Here is a 17,824-nt window from a genome sequence, read left to right as displayed (position 1 = left end):
ACCCCTCGTGGTGCGGGAGTTAGGCTTGGTTGTGTGAAGGGTCTGGGCGAGCTTGAACGCAGCATCATGGACATCATCTGGGCGCAGTCATCCCCCGTGACGGCGCGGGAGGTAGGGCGTCTGATCGCCGATCGCGACCTCGCGCCGACCACGGTGATGACCGTGCTCGACCGGCTGACCCGCAAAGGGTTCCTGCAGCGGACCCGGGACGGGCGGGCCTGGCGCTACGAACCGGCCGAGAGCCGTGACGCGTACGTCGCTGAGCTTATGCTTGAGGCGTTGGACCTGACCGGAGACCGGTCCGCCGCCCTCACCCGGTTCGCCCAGGCCGTCTCGGGCAGCGAGGCCGAGATCCTGCTCAAAGCGTTGACGGAGCTGGAGGACGAGTGATCACCGCGGCAGCCCTGGCGACCCTCGCCCTGGTCTGCGCGGTCGGAGCCTGGCGGTTCACGCGGGCACGGTGGACCTACCGCGCCCCGCACGTGGCCATCGTCCTGTGGCAGGCACTCGGGGTCACCTGGGGTCTGGCCGGGACGGGAGCGCTTCTCTCCTACGCCCTCGAACCCTACGGGCAGGGCGTGCTCCAGGGGCTGGGCGCCTTCGTCGTCTCGGCGACGAACGGGGGCTACGGCCCCGCCGAGTCCTTCACGCTGCCGAGAATCCTCGCCCTCATCGCCGGTCTGACCGCGTTGACCATCCTGGTCGTCGTGCTGCTCACCGCGGGCGCGCAGACGCTCCGCGCCCGGCGCAGGCACCGCACGCTGCTGGCCCTGGTCGCCCGTGAGGACCCCGAGGTCCCCGGGGTCAGGGTCGTCGACCACCCGGGCCCGGCCGCCTACTGCGTCCCCGGACTGCGCTCCGAGGTCGTGGTCAGCGAGGGGACACTCAGGCTGCTGTCCCCCGCCGAGCTGACCGCGGTGCTCGCCCACGAGGCCGCGCACGTCCGCGAGCGCCACGACCTGGTGCTGCTGCCGTTCGCCGCGCTGCACAGGGCGCTGCCCTGGTCACGGGTCGTCGGCAGGGTGCAGAGCGAGGTCGGCCTGCTGGTCGAGATGGCCGCCGACGACGTCGCCCGCCGCTACTGCTCGCCACGCCGCCTGGCCACCGCCCTGCTCCGTTTCGGTACGGCGGGCGCCGCCCCGACCCCGCAGGGCGCCCTCGGCGTCTCGGAGACGGCGGGATCCGCGGTGATGGCCCGGGTCGAACGCCTGGTCAGCCCCGGCCCCGACCTTCCCAGGCAGATCCGTTACGCCATCGTCGCCTTCTCCGTCACCCTGACGGCCTCGGCTCCGTTGCTCTGGCTGATCCCCCACTGACGCTTGCAACTGTTAGCCACCGCGTTTGCAATTGCAAGCATCGGGGGTAGACTGCCGGCATGGCACTACCGAAGGTCGGCTCGATCGGCGAGTACATCCGGGAGCAGCGCACCCACGCGAAGATCTCGCTGCGCCAGCTCGCGGCGGCGGCGGGGGTCTCCAACCCCTATCTCAGCCAGATCGAGCGAGGACTGCGCAAACCGAGTGCGGAGATCCTCAACCAGATCGCCAAGGGACTGCACATCTCCTCGCAGGCCCTGTACGTCCAGGCCGGTCTCATCGAGGAGCGCGAGCCGGACAGCGACGTGCTTGCCGCGATCAGGGCAGACCATCTCATCACCGAACGTCAGCGCCAGGTGCTGATCGACATCTACGAGTCGTTCCGCCGGGAGAACCGGGTCGGGGCCCCGGATGAGGAAGCGCAGACCTCCCAGAACGCGCCTTCCGCACCGGAGCCCCAAGGGGGCGACGCGCATCCGCTGCCCGAGGGGTATCTCGCCGCGTTGAAGCCCTACGCGGCCCCCGTGGACAGCCAGAACGTCACACCGGAATCCAAGGAAGGTTAACATCCATGACTCTTGCCACCGAAGTGAAGAAACTGGCCGAGACCAAGCCGTTCTACGCCGTCGCGGGCGCGGGCGACTACGCGGTCGAGAAGCTCCGCGAACTGCCCGAGCACCTGCAGCGCATCCAGGGCCGCCAGGAGGACATCCGCGAGGCCGCCAGGGAGGCCGCCAAGGACCTGCCGGAGAAGGCGAGGGAGCTGGCCGACAGGGCCGAGGTCTACGCCAGGGAGTTCCCCGGCCGGGCCCGCGGCTACGCCGACCAGGTCAGCGACAGGGCCGCCAGGCTGTACGAGGAGTTCGCCTCCCGTGGCCGCAAGGTCGTCTCCAAGGCGAGCGGCGAGGCCTCCCGCGAGCTTGAGCAGGTCTCCACGGCCGCCAAGCCCGCCAGGAAGAGCAGGAACGGCTCGTCGGCGAAGTCCTGACCTCGGGGTCTTCCCTGGAACCCCACGAGGGGCCGCCCCGGCGCACCGGGGCGGCCCCTCGGTTCCGGTGCGGGGTCCTCGGTGCGGGGTCTCTCGGTGCGGGCCTGCGGGTGCGAGGCCGTACGAAAAGGCCCCGGGCCGTTTCCGGCTGCGGGGCCGTACGAGGTTTCCGGGTGTGCGGGGCCGTGCGAAAAGGCCTCGGCCGGTTCGCCCGGAAGGAGGCCCGCCGCGGGAAGACTTCCGGCATTAGGGTGGTTGCTGTCAGCAGGGCGAGCACGGTGGAGTGACGACGATGATTTCCGTAGGGCTGGACCTCATCTTCTGGGTTCTCAGCATCATCGCCTTCGGCATGTCCGCCTGGGCGCTGTTCCACGCGACGCGCACCCCCGTCCGCGCGTTCGCCGTGACCGGCAAGCAGTCCAAGAGGTTCTGGCTGATCGTCCTGGGGCTGGCGGCGCTGTTCTCCTTCGCCTCCGCCGTCGGTTACTTCGGGATCGGCCTCGGACAGCTCAACATCTTCGCCATCGCGTCGGTCGTCGCCTCCGGGATCTACCTGGCCGACGTGAAGCCCGCGGTGAGCGAGATCGGCAAGGGCGGCAACCAGGGCCCCTACGGCCCCTGGTGAAACCTGTTGCCCCCGGTCGTACGGACCGGGTAGACAACCTCGGGTGACGTTGTTCGCGAGGAAACCCACCCTGTACGGCAGCCGCGTGACCCTCAGGCCGGTCGGCCCCGAGCACGCCGACGGCCTCTGGGGGTTGGTCAACGACCCGGAGACCACCCGCCTCACCGGTTCGCACGGCGTCATGGACCGCGCGGCGATCGACCTGTGGTGCCGCACGCGCGCGGACCAGGACGACCGTCTCGACCTGGCGATCTGCGCCGTGGACGACGACGCCTACGTGGGCGAGGTCGTGCTCAACGACCTGGACACGCACAACCTCTCGTGCAACCTGCGCATCGCCCTGTCCGGCCCCCGGGTGTACGGCAGGGGCTACGGCACCGAGGCGATCCGGCTGGTGCTCGACCACGCCTTCGCCACCACCGACCTGCACCGGATCGAGCTTGAGGTCTTCGCCTTCAACGATCGCGCCGCCCACGTCTACCGCAAGGTCGGCTTCGTCGAGGAGGGCGTGCGCCGTGACGCCCTTCTGTGGGACGGCCGCTGGCACGACGCCGTCGTGATGTCCGTCCTGGCCCTCGAGCGGCCCGCCACCGGGATGTGACCCGGCCAGGCGGGTAGGGGGTGAGAGTGCCCGGTCTGATGCGGGGGGCATCGGCCGGGCACCCAGGAAGACCACTTCCTCCAGACCCACACGGATCGGGTGAGAATCAGGGAGACGTCGTGGGCTGTTCTGGAGGTTTGGGTTGGGTGACATCGAGCGGCTTTCCAGCACCGTGGTGCACGAGACGCGTTACATGCGGTTGCGTCATGACGAGATCCGGCGTGCCGACGGGTCTCTGGGGGTGTACTCCTACGTCGACAAGCCGGACTTCGCACTGGTCATCCCGATGGAGAACGACGGCTTCCACCTGGTGGAGCAGTACCGCTATCCGATCGGGCGGAGGTCGTGGGAGTTCCCGCAGGGCACGATGCCCGACCTGGCGACCGCCGACCCCGAGCACCTCGCCCGGGAGGAACTGCGCCAGGAGACGGGCCTGACGGCGGCCTCCATGCGCCACCTCGGGCATCTGCACTGCGCGCCCGGGATGACCGTCCAGGGCTACGACGTGTTCGTGGCGACCGGGTTGCGGCAGGGGCAGGCCGAGCGGGAGGTCGAGGAGCAGGACCTGCGGCAGCGGTGGTTCCCCCGGCGGGAGGTGGAGAGCATGATCCGTGAGGGAGTGATCGTGGAGAGTTGCAGCCTCGCCGCCTACAGCCTGCTGCTGCTCAACCAGGGCTGAGGGTCACAAACCAGGCGAGATTGGATCTCCCATCTTCCATCGGAGGGTGATGGATCCTATTCTGACCGTTATCGGGGTTCGTGAAGCCTTCTGTCGCCTCTCATGGCCCCTGGCGTGTTCCGTCCGCGCCCCGGCACCACCTCCGCAAGGCGACCCGGCCTTCCGGCGGCCCCGGGGCCGTCGGCGACTCCCCCATCGAGGTAGGTCATGAGAACACGACGCGCGAGGCTCGCCACGCTCCTGCCGGTCTTCCTGGTGCTGGTCACCCTTCCCGCGACGCCCGCGCGCGCCGCCGCCTCCACGGCCTCCCCGGCTCCCACGGCCGCCTCCGCCCTGCCGTACCGATGAGTCCGGGACCTTCGGCCCTGGCGGCAGGTGGTTAGCAGTTGCTAACTTCGTGGTGTGACAGGGGTCGAGGTGTTCCTGGTGGACGACCGGGATCCGCCGTCGAAGCGGCGGATGCTGGTCGAGGCGTTGCGGTTGTTCGTCGAGCGGGGCGTGGACGGCACGACCGTGCGCGACATCGCCGCGGCCAGCGGTTACAGCAATCCCGCGCTGTTCAAGTTCTTCGCCTCGAAGGAGGAACTCGCACTGCACCTGTTCGCCAGGTGCTACACCCGGCTCGGTGAGCGGGCCGCGTCGGCCACCGCGCCGGGGCGGCCGTTCGGTGAGCGGCTCGACGCGCTGATGCGGGCCTTCGGCGAACTCCTCGACGAGGAGCCCGAGGTCCTGCTCTTCACACAGGACAACCTCCGGCTCTACCTGCCCAGGTTCTCCGCCGAGGAACGCGGGCCGTCCCTGCTCGGTCTACTGCGCGGGCTGATCGGCGACGGGGTCGCCTCGGGCGAGGTCACCGCGGAGATCCCGGTCGATCTGCTGGTGGCCGCACTCTCCGGCACCGTGGCGCAGTACGCCAGGATGCGTCACTTCGACGAACTGCCCAGGGGGGCGGCGCTGGCCGCCCTGCGTCCCCTGGTCACCCGCATGGTCACCCCGTAGAACCCGGCCCCGGCTCCCGGGGCCTTTTTCACACCCATTGAGTTAGCAAATGCTAACCAGATCATTCCTGGAGGGATCATGAAACTGCTCGTTCTCGGCGCCGGAGGCTTCATCGGGCGCACCGCGGTCCGCGAGGCCGTCGTCGCAGGCTGGGATGTCGTCGGCCTGGTCAGGAACGACGAGGCCGCCCAGCGCGTACGGCGGGCGGGCGGCACACCCCGCCACTTCTCCGTCGGTGACCCCGCCACCTGGGCCGAGACCGCCAAGGGGGCGCACGCCGTCCTCGACCTCATCCAGCCGAGCCTGCCGGGGCGGCTGACGAGGCGGGCCATCGACCGGATCGCCGCCGTCCGCAGGGAGACCACCGAGGGGGTGCTGCGGACTCTGCTCTCCCTGCCCGCCGAGGAACGGCCCCTGCTGGTCTCGGTCAGCGGGATGGACGACCTCGCCCCCGGGCCCGGCCGTACGGTCTCGCACCTGTCGCCTCCGCGTTCCGTCCCGGTGGGGTTCGCCCACGTGGGGCTGCCGGTGCGGCGGATGGTCGAGGCGTCGGGAACGCCCGCCGTACACGTCTGCCTGGGGAACATGGTGTACGGCCCCGGCAAGGGGTTCGGCGACATGATCGTGCCCGGCCTGGCCAGGGGCCGGATGCCGGTTCCCGGGACGGGGCGCAACCGGCTGCCGATCATCCACGTGGAGGACGCGGCTCGGGCGCTGGTGCACGTGGCGGGGCTGCCCGGCGTCGCGGGACGGAGCTTCGTGGCGACCGACGGCACGGTCACGACGCTGGGCGAGCTGTTCGACGAGACGGCCGGGATGCTCGGCGCGGCCAGGCCCCGCAGGCTGCCCAGGTGGCTGACGGCGGCGTTCGCGGGCGGGGTCGCCGTGCGGACGCTCACGCTCGACGTCGTCGCCGACGTCTCGGCGCTGACGGAGACGGGCTTCGAGCCGCGTTACCCGTCCTACCGGGAGGGGGTGGCCGCGACGCTGGCCGAACTCAGCCGTCCGGCTCGGCGCCGTGCTCGCGCAGTGCCGTGACCAGCCAGTTCGCCAGCCTCCTGTGCCCCAGGAAGGTGGGATGGACACCGTCGGGCAGGATCGCCCCCCGCCCCCAGGGGTGATCGAGCGGGTCGAGGAAGACGGTCGCCTCCTCGTCGGCGGCGACCGCGATCGCGTCCCTGACCGCGGGGACCCAGCGGGGCTCCCGGCCCATCCAGATGGGGCCGATCACCACGACCCTGGTCCGTGGCCAGCGGGTCCTGGCCGTCACGAGCAGGCGTCTGGCGGCGCCGTACACCCTGCCGGGGGTGGTGTGGTCGTTGTGCCCACCGGAGAGAATCAGCAGGTCGGGGGCGGGACGCCAGGAGAGTTCCGCGTCGAAGGACTGCTGGAACGTCCTGCGCACCCGGCCGGGGTTGACGAAGCCCGTCCCCGCGGCGCCCGCCGTGACGAGCTGCCAGCCGAGCGTACGGGCGGCCCGCGCCGCGTAGCTCTCCCAGCGGGGGACCGGTCCCGACCCGGCGGTGAAGCTGTCGCCGAGCACCATGACCACCGGGGCCCTGACCGGGCTGTCCTGCTGCGGGTTCTCCTGCGCGGTGGGTGGGTTGAGGACCGGGATCGGCCCGGCCGCGTCCCCGCTGGCACATCCCGAAATAAGACAGAAAATCACCACAGAAGCTGCGAGCACGGATGCTCGGGAACGTCGGCGCACAGGCCCGCGCATGCCACTCCGGGGAGATTCGGACTGCCGATATGAGAGTCGATCCCCCAGACGAGCACGGCGAAATCACCGTCCGGGGAGATCGTCTTGAGCAGGTCGGCATTCTATCCGTGTGGGAAGGGACGACCCGGAGATCGTCCCAAGCCCCCGGCGTCGGCTCACGGTCAGCTCACGTAGGAGGCGGGCACGCTCCAGGTGTTGCAGTAGGCGAGCCTGGAGTACTTCCAGCCCTGGTTGAGCCAGCCCGCGTAGTGGTCGCCGTTGCCGTGGTCACGCTTGCCCAGGCCGTTCTGGTCGTCGCCCCGGCCGTAGTCCGTACGCAGCAGCGACTGCCAGCGGTCGGCGGTGACGGCCAGGGGAGTCCGGACGGCGCGGACGAAGATCCCGGACAGGCACTGGGCCTGGAGCTCCGCGCGGCGGGAGTGCGCGTCCTGGGCGCTCTTCGAGCGGTTGGCGACCTCCCACCACCAGGCTCCGCCGATGCCCGCCATGGACTGCACGTGATGACCGTATTCGTGGGCGAGAACGGCCAGGTAGGGGACGTGGTTCTCCGCCGGGTCGACGTCGCCGCTCTGCCTGATGACGTGGGTCAGGCCGATGTACATGCCGCGGTTGGACGGGCAGTAGTAGGCGGCGGCCCCGGACGACGGGTAGGTGCCGCACGGCCCCCGCCCCGGACGGCTCCAGTAGACCCGGCGCGGGGCCAGGAAGGTCGCCCGGGCCTGGGCGAACTTGCCCGCCCACGCCCGGTCCAGGCAGCCGGTGACGGCGTTGAGATAGCTGTACATGGCGGCGGGCTGGGTCGAGGGCCGCGGAGCGCGGCAGGCGACCGATCCCATGACGCCGGCACCGTACAGGGGGTTGCGCTTGAGCCTGGCGGTGGTGTCCGAACGCCGCATGTTACGCAGGTCGAAGCTCGTGCCCGACTGGGCGGAGGCCAGGGTGATCGCGGTGCCGCCCGCGCCGTTCTCGTCGCCGAGCTTGATCGGCGACGGAGGCTTCACCTCGGGCGGGGCCACCTCGGTACCGCCGGACGGCATGGACCTGCCGCCTCCGGTCGCCACGGGACCCGTCTCCGGCCCGGCCGGAACCCCTGTTTCGTTCCCCTTGACCAGACCGGCGATCACGACGACCACCGCGAAGGTCAGGGCGAGGACCCCGAAAACGCCAAAGGCCAGAGGGCTTGACCTCCGCGGACGCATGCGACCACCTCTCCGAACTGCTGATCTCCGGGCGGCAATCTAGCGGATTTCGGCACATAAACGTGATTGTCCGAAAAACCTGAAAGGGTCGCTGCAGTCATGTGTGGGTGGTTATCGGTAGGCTCCCGGGCCATGTCGGCATCCCTATTGCACCGAACGGCCGCGAACGTGTGCCGGGCGGTCGGAAGCGTGGCCACGATCGCCACCTGCGCGTTGGCCCTCAGCGCCTCCCCCGCCCTCGCGGCCGGTACGGCGCACACGTCACCGGGTAAGGCCGCCACTTCGGCAGGCAAGATCAAGAGTGACGCGCTCGAAATCGAACTGCGACAGGACGGCGTACTGCACGTCAAGGAGACGGTCACGTTCGACGGCACCGCGCCGACGAGGAAGCTGGTCGACCGGACGCGCTACGACGACGGCAACGACCGGCTCTACCAGGTCGTCAACCTCAAGGGCGACGCCACCCTGACCGGTTCCACGATCACGTTGAAGGGCTCGGGAACCGCCAAGTTCGAATACGACGTCAAGGGGACCATCACCCCGCTCGGCGACGTCCAGGAGCTGCGCTGGTACGCCGCGGGCGGCTGGTCGGCGCCCGTCGAGCTGGCCAAGGCCAAGGTGACCGGCCCCGCGCAGCTGCAGAGCCTGTCCTGCTTCGCCGGGGCGCTGACCTCGGCGATCGGCTGCACCACCGCCTCGCCGGACCACACCGGGGTCGAGGCCGAGTTCGAGCAGCAGGGCCTGGGGGTCGACGAGGTCCTCACGGTGGTCATCGGCTACCCGAGCGGCGTGACCAAGGGCGAGCCCATCCTGGAGCGCCGCTTCGAGCTGTCCAACGCCTTCACCCTGAACACGGTCACCGGCGGCGCCCTGGCCGGCCTGCTGGTCCTGCTGCTGGGCGGCGTCGGCCTGCTGTACTGGACCCGGGGTCGTGACGCCCGGGTGGTCGGCCACGAGTCGGGCGCGGTCAGCGGGGTCAGCAACGGCCACTTCTCCCCGCCCGACGGCGTACGGCCCGGCCAGATCGGCACGCTCATCGACGAGCAGGCCGACGTGATCGACGTGACCGCCACGATCGTCGACCTCGCGGTGCGGGGCTACCTCAGGATCGACGAGCAGCCCAGGCAGACCTACGACACACCCGACTGGGTCCTGGTGCGGATGCCCAACGCCGACCTCAAGGCGCTGCAGTCCTACGAGCGCGCCCTCTACGACGCGATCTTCGACGGCCGCGACGCGATCCCGCTCTCGCACCTGAAGGGCTCCTTCACCTCCAAGCTCAGCAAGGTCCGCGACGCCCTCTACCGGGACGTGGTCGCGCAGGGCTGGTTCGCCCGGCGCCCGGACACCGTGCGAACCCGCTGGACGACCCTCGGCGTGCTCCTCACCGTCGCCGGCGTCATCGGCACCGTCGCGCTGGCCTGGTTCACCACGTACGGCCTGCTCGGCCTGGCCGTGATCATCGCCGGGGCCGCACTGGCCGTCGGCGGACAGTACATGCCCGCCAAGACCGCGAAGGGCGCCGCGGCCCTGGCCCACACGCTGGGCTTCCGTGAGTATCTGGCCTCCGGCGACGCCGGTGGCGACATCCCTCCCGCCCAGCGGGTCGAGCTGTTCTCCCGTTATCTGCCCTATGCCGTGATCTTCGACAGCGTGGACCGCTGGGCCCGTGTCGTCTCCTCGATCACCGGCAACGGCAGGCAGGCCGACCACCTGTACTGGTACCAGGGCCCCGCCGAGTGGGACCTGTCGAAGTTCGCCGACTCGATGCGGACCTTCACCATGACGACGTCGGGAGCCATCTCCTCGACCCGGCAGTTCCGCTCCCTGTAGACACCTCGCGCGCTTCCCGTCTCCCCTGCTCCGGGGAGGCGGGAAAACCGTTTGTGCCGCTCACCCGGGCTCTCCTAGGGTGAGCCGCATGTGTCGTATTCCTTCGTACTACATCCGTATGCGCCGCGGCCCGATCCAGGGCCGCTAGAGAATCTCACTTCTCCGCGCGTGCCCCGGATCTTCCGAGACCACTTCATCTCGGACCCGAAGGGGCAAGACTGTGGCGCGTTCTTTCGCACACGGAGATCATTCACACACCCAGAAGAAGGTCGCGAACAGGGGCGGCAGGACCGCCCGCGACCAGGCCAGGCGCACCCTCTCGCAGAACCTCATGGTGGACCGCCAGGCCGTACGGCTCGTCGCCGAGGCGGCGGGGGCGCACGGGCTGGTCGTCGAGCCGGGGGCGGGCGAGGGCGTCCTGACCCTGGCGCTGGCCGAGACCTGCGACCAGGTCGTCGCCTACGAGATCGACCCGCTGCTGGCGGGCAGGCTGACCGTCCGCACCCGCGACGACGCCCGCGTCCGGGTCGTCAGGGGGGACTTCCTGACCGCCCGCGCGCCGCGTGAGCCGTTCGCGGTCGTCGGGAACATCCCGTACTCGATCACCTCGAAGATCGTCGACTGGTGCCTGGAGGCACCCGGGCTGACCTCGGCGACGCTCGTCGCCCAGCTTGAGTACGTCCGCAAGCGCACCGGCGACTTCGGCCGCTGGAGCGCGCTGACCGTGCGGACCTGGCCGTGGTTCCGCTGGGAGATGCTCGGGCACATCGGCCGGGAGGCGTTCCGGCCGGTACCCTCGGTCGACTCGGCGATCCTGCGGATCGAACGCCGGGCCGAGACGCCCGACCTGCCGGGTTACGAGGCCTTCGTCGACTACGGCTTCACCGGCCTGGGCGGTTCCCTGGACGCGACCATGCGGCTGAGGCACCCGGCCACCCTGGTCGGGGCCGCCTTCGCCGCCGCGGGCGTCCCGGAGGGGACGGTCGTCGCGCACGTCCACCCCGACCGGTGGCGTGTCCTGTACGACCGTCTCGGTCGCCTCTGAGACACCGGTCCGGCCGGGATCCCCTGCGACGGGGTCCCGGCCGGAGAGGGACTACCGGCTGCACAGCACCCGGTCGACGACCTCGCCCGCGACCTTCTCCTGGCGCTCGGAACGTTCGTCGCCGAACTGCGTGGTCAGCGAGATCGTGACGCTGCGCCTGCCGTCCGCGCTGACGCCCGTCCTCGTCTTGTACCCGTAGTCGTCGCCGCCGTGATGCCAGTAGACCCCGCCGCAGGACAGCGGACGGGAGCTGAGGCCCAGGCCGTAGCGGGCCCCCGGCCAGGTCTGCTGCCACAGCGGGGCCACGACGGTCTTCCGCATCTGCGCGAGCTGCTCGGCGGGCAGCAGCCTGCCGCCGAGCAGCGCCATGAAGAAGCGGTTGACGTCCCTGGTCGTGGACAGCAGGCCACCGGCGGCGTCCCCGTCGAAGTGCCGGGTGGCGTCGACCGGCTTGCGGGGCGGCAGCACCAGGTAGCCCTTGGCGTGCGGGTTCGGCACGTCGAGGGAACGGCCCGACCACAGCGTACGGCTGAGCCCCAGCGGCCTGCTGATGCGCCGGTCGACCTCCTCGTGCCAGGGACGCCCGGTCACCTTCTCGATGATCATGCTGATCAGCACGTATCCGGTGTTGGAGTACATCCACTTCTTGCCCGGCTCGAAGTTCGGCGCGTGCTTGACGGCCTCTGCCACGATCTGCTCGCTGGTGAACGGCTCGTCGCGGTGCTTGAGGAACTCCTCGACGGAGGTGTGGGCCGGGTAGCCCTCGTGGATGCCGCTGGTGTGCTGCAGGAGCTGCCTGACCGTGATCTTGTTGCCGTCGTTGCCGTTGCCCTTGACCACGCCGGGCAGTCTGCTCTCCACGGTGTCGTCCAGGGAGAGCTTGCCCTCCGCGACGAGCTGGAGGGCCACCGTGGCCACGAACGACTTGGTGGTGCTGGCGATCCTGACGTAGCCGTTCGCCGGGACCGGGCGCCTGCTCCCGAGTGCGGCGACCCCGCTCGTCGCGACCAGCTGACGGCCGTCGGAGGTGGTCACGCGCGCCTGGACGCCGCTGGTGCCGATCGCGCGCAGGGCGTCCACGTCACGTTGCAGGTCGGCCTTGCCGTACGTCGAGACCCGCGCCGGAGCGTCCGCAGGGCTCGCCGCGGCGGCAGGGGAGGCCACAGTCGTGGTGGCCAGGGCCGCGACCACGGCCAGCAGCGCCGCACGTCGTACAGGGGCACCGAAGGGACGCATAAATCCTCCTAAAAGGTGACAGACCGGGATGTTCCGGCGCACATTTCAACCCTAGAAATCGGAGCCCGCCGGGACATCGGCCATTGGCCCGGCTCCGCGATGCCCCCTGGGGAGGAATCCGCCCCGGACGGCGCAACTTTGGTTGTCTCCGGCTCCGTGCAGGTCACGGCCGCGCCTACCCTTGGGCGGAGGAGACGGGGGCGGTGCGACGGTGCGGGATCACATCGACGGGATGAGACGGTGGCTCGCCGCCAGGCCCCGGATCGCCGACGTCCTGTTCGCCCTGGCGCTGACGGTCGCGGCGCTGATGCTCAGGCTGAGCGAGGGTGTTCCCGACGACCCGGCGACCGCCGTCCTGGTGACGGCCCTGCTGCTCACGCAGGCCGTACCGCTGGCCTGGCGCAGGACGCACCCGTGGCCGGTCATGGTGGCGGTGAGCGTCACCTACGTGGTCTACGAGCTGGTCGACCCCATGGTCGCGCTCAGGGACGGCCTGTACGTCATGTTCGCCGCCTACGCCGTGGCCCGCTACGCCCGGCCACCGGCGAGCGTCGTGGCCGTCGTCGTGGCCGGGGTGACGGTGGTGGCCCCCGACCTGCTGCGTTCGCCACTCGGCCTGCCGTTCCCCGCCGAGTTCCGGCCCACCCTCTTCGAGATGATCATGATCGCCGGTCTGTCGCTGGCGCCGTGGCTGCTGGGCGTCTCCCAGCGGCACATCCACGCCGACGCCGCCCGGCTGCGTGACCTGACCGCCCGGCTGCGCGCCGAGCAGGAGGTCAGCGCCCGGCGGGCGGTCACGGCCGAGCGGGCCAGGATCGCCCGTGACCTGCACGACCTGGTCGCCCACCACGTCAGCGCGATCGCCATGCAGGCGCGGGCGACCGCGGAGGTGATGGCGGAGGACCCACATCTGGCCCGGCGGGGGGTGACCGGGATCGGCACGGCCGCCGACGCCGCCCTGGTCGAGATGCGCCGGCTGCTCGGGCTGCTCGCCGACGACGCCCCAGCCGGTCCCGGCGACCCGGAGCCGTCACTGCGCCATCTCGACCGGCTCGCCACGACCGCCCGCGCCGCCGGGTGCCGGGTCGAGGTCAGCACGGGACCGGGCCCCGAGGTCCCGGCGGCGGTACAGGTCTCCGCCTACCGGGTCGTCCAGGAGGCGCTCACCAACGTCCTGCGGCACGCGGGCGCGACCGACGTCAGGATCGCCGTACGGCGGGCCGCCGAGCGGCTCGTCGTCACGGTGGAGAACGGCCCTGCCGCGCCGGGCCACCGGCCCCTCGCCGGCTCCGGGCTCGGGCTGGTCGGCATGCGTGAGCGGGCCGCGCTGTTCGGCGGCAGCCTGCGGGCCGGTCCCCGCGACCAGGACGGCGGCTGGCTGGTCGAGGCCGTCTTCCGCTACGGGGAGGCCGGGTGAACCCCGTCCGCGTGCTGATCGCCGACGACCAGGAGCTGGTGCGCGCCGCGCTGCGGATCATGCTCGACCGGCGCGCCGACCTGCTTGTCGTCGGGGAGGCCGCGGACGGCGAGGAGGCCGTCGCCCTCGCCCTCGACCTGCGCCCGGACGTGGTGCTGATGGACGTGCGCATGCCCGGTATGACCGGCGTCGAGGCGACCCGGCACATCGTCGGGCGGTGGCCGCACGAACAGCCGCACCCCCGGGTGCTGGTGCTGACCACCTTCGACCTCGACGAGTACGTGCACGCCTGCCTGCGGGCCGGGGCCGCCGGGTTCATCCTGAAGAACGTCTCCCCCGACCAGCTCGCCGACGCCATCCGGGTGGTCTCCTCGGGAGAGGCCATGCTCGCGCCGAGCGTGACCAGCCGTCTCATCGGCGCCTTCACCGCGCTGCCGCCCGCGCTGGTCGAACCGTCCCCCTCCCTCCGCGCCGGGGCGCTCGGTGAGCTGACCCGGCGTGAGCTCGAAGTGCTCGTGCTGGTCGCCAGGGGCCTGTCGAACGCCAGGATCGCCCGTGACCTCGGGCTCTCCGAGGCGGGGGTGAAGAGCCGCGTCAACCGCATCCTCACCCGGCTCGGCCTGGAGAACCGGGTACAGGCGGCGATCGCCGCCCGCGAGGCGGGCCTGCTCGGCGAGTGACCAGGCCTGGGACCTGGGAGGACGTGAGGTTGCAGTGACGCGCAAGTCATCTCTCAGTGCGGATGGAGAACATGTCCCCCTTTGATCATCCGTGTAGGAGAGGGGTGCGCGTTGAGAAGACCCATGTCTCTGCTGGGCTTCTGCATGGCCACCGTCATGACGGCGGGGCTGCTCGCCGGGCCCGCCCAGGCGGCGCCCGCCGCGGCCACCAAGGCCACCGCGACCGCCAAGACCACCGCGTCCACCAAGGCCACCGCAGCCGCCAAGGCGTCGGGAACGGCGGTCAAGACGGCCGTCGGCAAGGTGCGGGCGAATCCGGCCCGGTACTCCGGCGCGTGTCCCACGACGGTCGGGTTCTCGGCCACCGTCGCCGCCCGCGGCAAGGGCGTGGTCCGCTACCGCTGGGTTCGGGGGGACGGCAGCAAGAGCGCCGTCAGGAGCATCGTGGTCCGCGGTGCCAGGAAGGTCGTCGTGCGCGACCGCCAGTCGTTCGACTGGGAGGTCCGGGGCTGGCAGGCCGTGGAGATCATCGGCAGGAAGGGCCTGTCGCCGAAGGCCCGCTTCTCGGTCGTGTGCTCCGGCAAGGAGCCCATCGTCTACGACCGGACGCACCCGCTGCCGCCCGCGCCGGACGGCCCCGGCAAGCCAGGTGACCCCGGCAAGCCCGGCGGCCCGGGAAACCCCGGCACCCCCGGCCAGCCCGGTGACCCCGGGCAGCCCCAGGAGCCGACCCGCGCCGCCGCCTCGGTCACCGTGACCCCGGAGAACTACAAGGGCGCCTGTCCCACGGCGGGCCAGCCGCTGACCTTCACCGGGCTCATCCAGGTCTCCCGGGTCCCGGCCAGGGTCGCCTACCGCTGGATCGACAGCGCCACCGGTGAGGGTGAGCAGCGCTACCTGGACTTCCCCGCGAACGGCGAGCGAAGCCGTACGGTGACCCTCACCCACCTGGTGAAGGCCACCTCGGCCGGGTGGAAGTCCATCCAGATCGTCAGCCCCGGCGGCGTCGGCTCGCTGCGCGCGAACTACACCGTCACCTGTGACACCCCCGAGCCGGAGCTCGTGGTGACACCGGCCGCCACGGTCGACGCCCCGGACTACTCCGGCAGGTGCCCCATGACCCTGACGTTCACCGGGAAGGTCTCCGTCAGCCGGGTGCCCACCGAGGTGAAGTACGAGTGGACCGACAACGACGGCGGCAGGAGCCAGGTCGGCACGCTCACCTTCACCGGCCAGCCCGGCACGAAGGACGTCACCCCCTACACCGTGCCGATCAGCGGCAACGGCGACGCCGTCACCGTCAAGGGCTGGGGTGCCCTGCGGATCATCTCCCCCAAGGCGACGCCGGAGAGCGCCAAGGCCGACTTCACGGTGAAGTGCGACGCCACCCCGCCCGCCGACCCGGTCGTCTCGGTGACCGCCGCCGTCACGCCTCCGTCCTACGAGGGCTCGTGCGCCACGGCGCCGACCTTCGACGCCGTCGGGAAGATCACCGCGGACAGGGCAGGGGACGTCAGGTACCGCTGGCGGATCAACGGCAAGGCCCCGGACACCTGGCAGACGCTCAAGGTCGAACCGCAGGTGACGGCGGAGGTCTCCGCCGGTAAGTGGCAGGACGGCAAGACCAGGACGGACGGCGAGGTGATCCTGGAGATCGGGAACCACAACCGCCCCCAGGCCCGCGCCACCTACAAGGTCACGTGCTCGCCGCCCGAGGCGGTCGCCTCCGAGATGAAGATCACGCCCACCTCCTACGCGGGTCCCTGCGCCAAGCCGTACGGCGTCCGGCACTCCATCTCCGCGAAGATCACCGTGACCAGGCCGATGACCGTCCAGTACCACTGGATCGACGAGGGGGGACGGCCCTGGCCCTCGCCGGATCCGTTCTCGGTGAAGTTCGACCAGGCGGGCAGCAAGGTCGTCGGCAACGCCTTCGGCGTCTCGACGTCCGCCAAGGGCTCGATGCGACTCAGGATCGTCAGCCCCGGGGACGGCGGTGAGACCCAGAACGTCTCCTACGACGCCGTCTGCGCCGACGCCACGGTCACCGAAGTGGCCCAGCGGCGCACCGACGACAACGAGGAGTGCGGGATCACCAGGCCCGCCCAGTTCGGGCTGACCGGGAAGATCGTGGTGACCGACGGCCCCGTCACCGTCCGCTACCGCTGGTCTCGCAAGAGCGACGCGACCCGCAACCAGTGGCTGACGGTCAGCGACTGGAAGTCCGTCACGTTCACCGGCACCGGGAGGCAGGAGCAGACGGTGACCGGCGCGTACAGCACCCGCAGCAAGGAGGCGGGTCACTTCAAGCTGCAACTCGACTCTCCCTACACGTCGTGGAAGCAGGTCGAGTTCGGGGCGGACTGCCGTCCGCCGAAGGGCGAGCGCTGATCCCGGTGAGATGAGCCGAGGGGCCCGTCCACGGGGTCCCTCGGCGGGTCACAGGGGGATCGGGTAGTGTTACCGGCCCCAGTGGTGAACGCGTCGAGGAGGTGAGTCCGATTCCCACACCAGGTCGGGCGCTCTCCCTCGCGACCGCTCGGTCCATCTGACGCAGGTGGCCCAGGGAGCGCCCGTCGGCATCCCGAAAGGCTCCTAGTGTCTCCTGCTGCCTCCCTTTCCACCGTCGCCGCCACCCTGCGGGCGGCGGGCTGTGTCTTCGCCGAGGACGAGGCCGAACTCCTCGTCTCGGCCGCGCGCGCCCCTGAGGAACTGGCCCTCATGGTCGAACGACGCGCCCACGGGCTGCCTCTCGAACACGTCCTCGGCTGGGCCGAGTTCTGCGGCCTGCGGATAGACGTCGATCCCGGGGTCTTCGTCCCGCGGCGCCGTACCGAGTTCCTTGTCCGGCAGGCGATCGGCCTGGCCCGGGGCGGACCGGCCGTCGTGGTCGACCTGTGCTGCGGCTCGGGCGCGCTGGGCGCCGCACTGGCCACCGCGCTGGGCACTGCGCCGACCACTGTGTCGGGCACTGTGTCGGGTACGGCCCTCGGCGTGGCCGTGGAACTGCACGCGGTGGACATCGACCCCGCCGCGGTGCGGTGCGCCCGCCGCAACCTCGCCGCCGTCGGCGGGCGGGTCCACGAGGGCGATCTGTACGACCCGCTGCCGGCCGGGCTCCGGGGCAGGGTCGGCCTGCTGGTGGCCAGCCCGCCGTACGTGCCGACCGAGGCGATCAGGCTGTTGCCCGCCGAGGCCCGTGTCCACGAGCCGATGGTGGCGCTCGACGGCGGCGTGGACGGCCTCGACGTGGTGCGGCGGGTGGCGCGGACGGCGCCCCGGTGGCTGGCGCCCGGCGGCCACCTCCTGGTGGAGACGAGCCTGCGGCAGGCTCCCGGGACCGTCGAGACCATGGAACGGGCGGGATTGGCGGCGAGAGTGGCCGACTGCGAGGAACTGGGGGCGAACGTCGTCATCGGTACGATGCCCGGCGCACCGGTCGCGGGGCCTAAAGTCTGAGTCGGCACGGCGGAAGGGATGTTC

General features: G+C 71.0%; 19 protein-coding genes. 16 read left to right on the top strand and 3 right to left on the bottom strand.

Going from position 1 to position 17,824, the window contains the following annotated elements; all coding sequences use genetic code 11:
• Nucleotides 1–33 precede the first annotated feature (33 nt).
• The 10 genes from ABZ470_RS28330 to ABZ470_RS28285 all read left to right on the top strand — a co-directional run bounded on the left by ABZ470_RS28330 (nt 34) and on the right by ABZ470_RS28285 (nt 6,246).
• Nucleotides 34–390: a BlaI/MecI/CopY family transcriptional regulator gene (locus tag ABZ470_RS28330; RefSeq protein ID WP_184712514.1), complete on the top strand. Its 357-nt coding sequence runs from the start codon at nt 34–36 to the stop codon at nt 388–390.
• Complete coding sequence (locus ABZ470_RS28325; RefSeq protein ID WP_352014664.1) at nt 387–1,316, top strand: M56 family metallopeptidase; 930 nt, start codon at nt 387–389, stop codon at nt 1,314–1,316. The genes ABZ470_RS28330 and ABZ470_RS28325 overlap by 4 nt, the downstream gene beginning before the upstream one ends.
• A 59-nt stretch (nt 1,317–1,375) precedes the next feature.
• Nucleotides 1,376–1,882, top strand: coding sequence for a helix-turn-helix transcriptional regulator (locus tag ABZ470_RS28320; protein ID WP_352014663.1), 507 nt, complete (start codon nt 1,376–1,378; stop codon nt 1,880–1,882).
• Nucleotides 1,883–1,887: 5 nt separating this feature from the next.
• Entirely contained in the window at nt 1,888–2,304 is a 417-nt protein-coding gene (locus ABZ470_RS28315) for a hypothetical protein (RefSeq protein WP_352014662.1), read from the top strand.
• 292 nt (nt 2,305–2,596) lie between these two features.
• On the top strand, nt 2,597–2,929 hold the full coding sequence (locus ABZ470_RS28310) for a DUF2516 family protein (RefSeq protein ID WP_352014661.1): 333 nt from the start codon (nt 2,597–2,599) through the stop codon (nt 2,927–2,929).
• 43 nt (nt 2,930–2,972) lie between these two features.
• Nucleotides 2,973–3,530 (top strand): GNAT family protein, encoded by a 558-nt coding sequence (locus ABZ470_RS28305; RefSeq protein WP_362915156.1) that lies wholly within the window; start codon nt 2,973–2,975, stop codon nt 3,528–3,530.
• Between the two features lie 142 nt (nt 3,531–3,672).
• Nucleotides 3,673–4,209 carry an NUDIX hydrolase gene (locus ABZ470_RS28300; RefSeq protein ID WP_352014659.1) on the top strand — a complete coding sequence of 179 codons (537 nt, stop codon included), beginning with the start codon at nt 3,673–3,675 and terminating at the stop codon, nt 4,207–4,209.
• Nucleotides 4,210–4,416: 207 nt separating this feature from the next.
• A complete protein-coding gene (locus ABZ470_RS28295; protein ID WP_362915154.1) occupies nt 4,417–4,557 on the top strand; it encodes a hypothetical protein in 141 nt (46 codons plus the stop codon).
• 54 nt (nt 4,558–4,611) lie between these two features.
• On the top strand, nt 4,612–5,208 hold the full coding sequence (locus ABZ470_RS28290) for a helix-turn-helix domain-containing protein (RefSeq protein WP_362915152.1): 597 nt from the start codon (nt 4,612–4,614) through the stop codon (nt 5,206–5,208).
• Nucleotides 5,209–5,286: 78 nt separating this feature from the next.
• Complete coding sequence (locus ABZ470_RS28285) at nt 5,287–6,246, top strand: NAD-dependent epimerase/dehydratase family protein (RefSeq protein WP_362915150.1); 960 nt, start codon at nt 5,287–5,289, stop codon at nt 6,244–6,246.
• Here ABZ470_RS28285 and ABZ470_RS28280 read toward each other — a convergent pair.
• Both ABZ470_RS28280 and ABZ470_RS28275 read right to left on the bottom strand, forming a co-directional pair.
• Entirely contained in the window at nt 6,206–6,895 is a 690-nt protein-coding gene (locus ABZ470_RS28280) for an SGNH/GDSL hydrolase family protein (RefSeq protein WP_362915148.1), read from the bottom strand. The two genes, ABZ470_RS28285 and ABZ470_RS28280, sit on opposite strands and share 41 nt — an antisense overlap.
• A gap of 197 nt (nt 6,896–7,092) precedes the next feature.
• The gene (locus ABZ470_RS28275; protein ID WP_362915146.1) at nt 7,093–8,130 is read right to left on the bottom strand and encodes a neutral zinc metallopeptidase; all 1,038 of its coding nucleotides are present in this window, start codon (nt 8,128–8,130) and stop codon (nt 7,093–7,095) included.
• A gap of 189 nt (nt 8,131–8,319) precedes the next feature.
• Between ABZ470_RS28275 and ABZ470_RS28270 the strand changes: the two genes are divergently transcribed.
• The gene (locus tag ABZ470_RS28270) at nt 8,320–9,963 is read left to right on the top strand and encodes a DUF2207 domain-containing protein (RefSeq protein WP_362915144.1); all 1,644 of its coding nucleotides are present in this window, start codon (nt 8,320–8,322) and stop codon (nt 9,961–9,963) included.
• A 220-nt stretch (nt 9,964–10,183) separates the two neighbouring features.
• Nucleotides 10,184–11,008 carry a 23S ribosomal RNA methyltransferase Erm gene (erm, locus tag ABZ470_RS28265; protein ID WP_362915142.1) on the top strand — a complete coding sequence of 275 codons (825 nt, stop codon included), beginning with the start codon at nt 10,184–10,186 and terminating at the stop codon, nt 11,006–11,008.
• Nucleotides 11,009–11,059: 51 nt separating this feature from the next.
• Here erm and ABZ470_RS28260 read toward each other — a convergent pair whose 3' ends face one another.
• Nucleotides 11,060–12,244: a serine hydrolase domain-containing protein gene (locus ABZ470_RS28260; RefSeq protein WP_362915140.1), complete on the bottom strand. Its 1,185-nt coding sequence runs from the start codon at nt 12,242–12,244 to the stop codon at nt 11,060–11,062.
• Nucleotides 12,245–12,476: 232 nt separating this feature from the next.
• Between ABZ470_RS28260 and ABZ470_RS28255 the strand changes: the two genes are divergently transcribed.
• The 4 genes from ABZ470_RS28255 to ABZ470_RS28240 all read left to right on the top strand — a co-directional run bounded on the left by ABZ470_RS28255 (nt 12,477) and on the right by ABZ470_RS28240 (nt 17,800).
• Nucleotides 12,477–13,661 (top strand): histidine kinase, encoded by a 1,185-nt coding sequence (locus ABZ470_RS28255; RefSeq protein ID WP_362915137.1) that lies wholly within the window; start codon nt 12,477–12,479, stop codon nt 13,659–13,661.
• Complete coding sequence (locus tag ABZ470_RS28250; protein WP_362915135.1) at nt 13,658–14,341, top strand: response regulator transcription factor; 684 nt, start codon at nt 13,658–13,660, stop codon at nt 14,339–14,341. Before ABZ470_RS28255 ends, ABZ470_RS28250 begins: the two co-directional genes overlap by 4 nt.
• 123 nt (nt 14,342–14,464) lie before the next feature.
• On the top strand, nt 14,465–16,732 hold the full coding sequence (locus ABZ470_RS28245) for a hypothetical protein (protein ID WP_362915133.1): 2,268 nt from the start codon (nt 14,465–14,467) through the stop codon (nt 16,730–16,732).
• 207 nt (nt 16,733–16,939) lie between these two features.
• Nucleotides 16,940–17,800: a putative protein N(5)-glutamine methyltransferase gene (locus tag ABZ470_RS28240; protein ID WP_362915131.1), complete on the top strand. Its 861-nt coding sequence runs from the start codon at nt 16,940–16,942 to the stop codon at nt 17,798–17,800.
• Nucleotides 17,801–17,824 lie beyond the last annotated feature (24 nt).

The organism is Streptosporangium sp. NPDC020072 (assembly GCF_040631445.1).
Classification (GTDB): Bacteria; Actinomycetota; Actinomycetes; order Streptosporangiales; family Streptosporangiaceae; genus Streptosporangium.
Note: the sequence above shows the minus strand (reverse complement) of the source record. Positions and strands in the feature narration are given on the sequence as shown.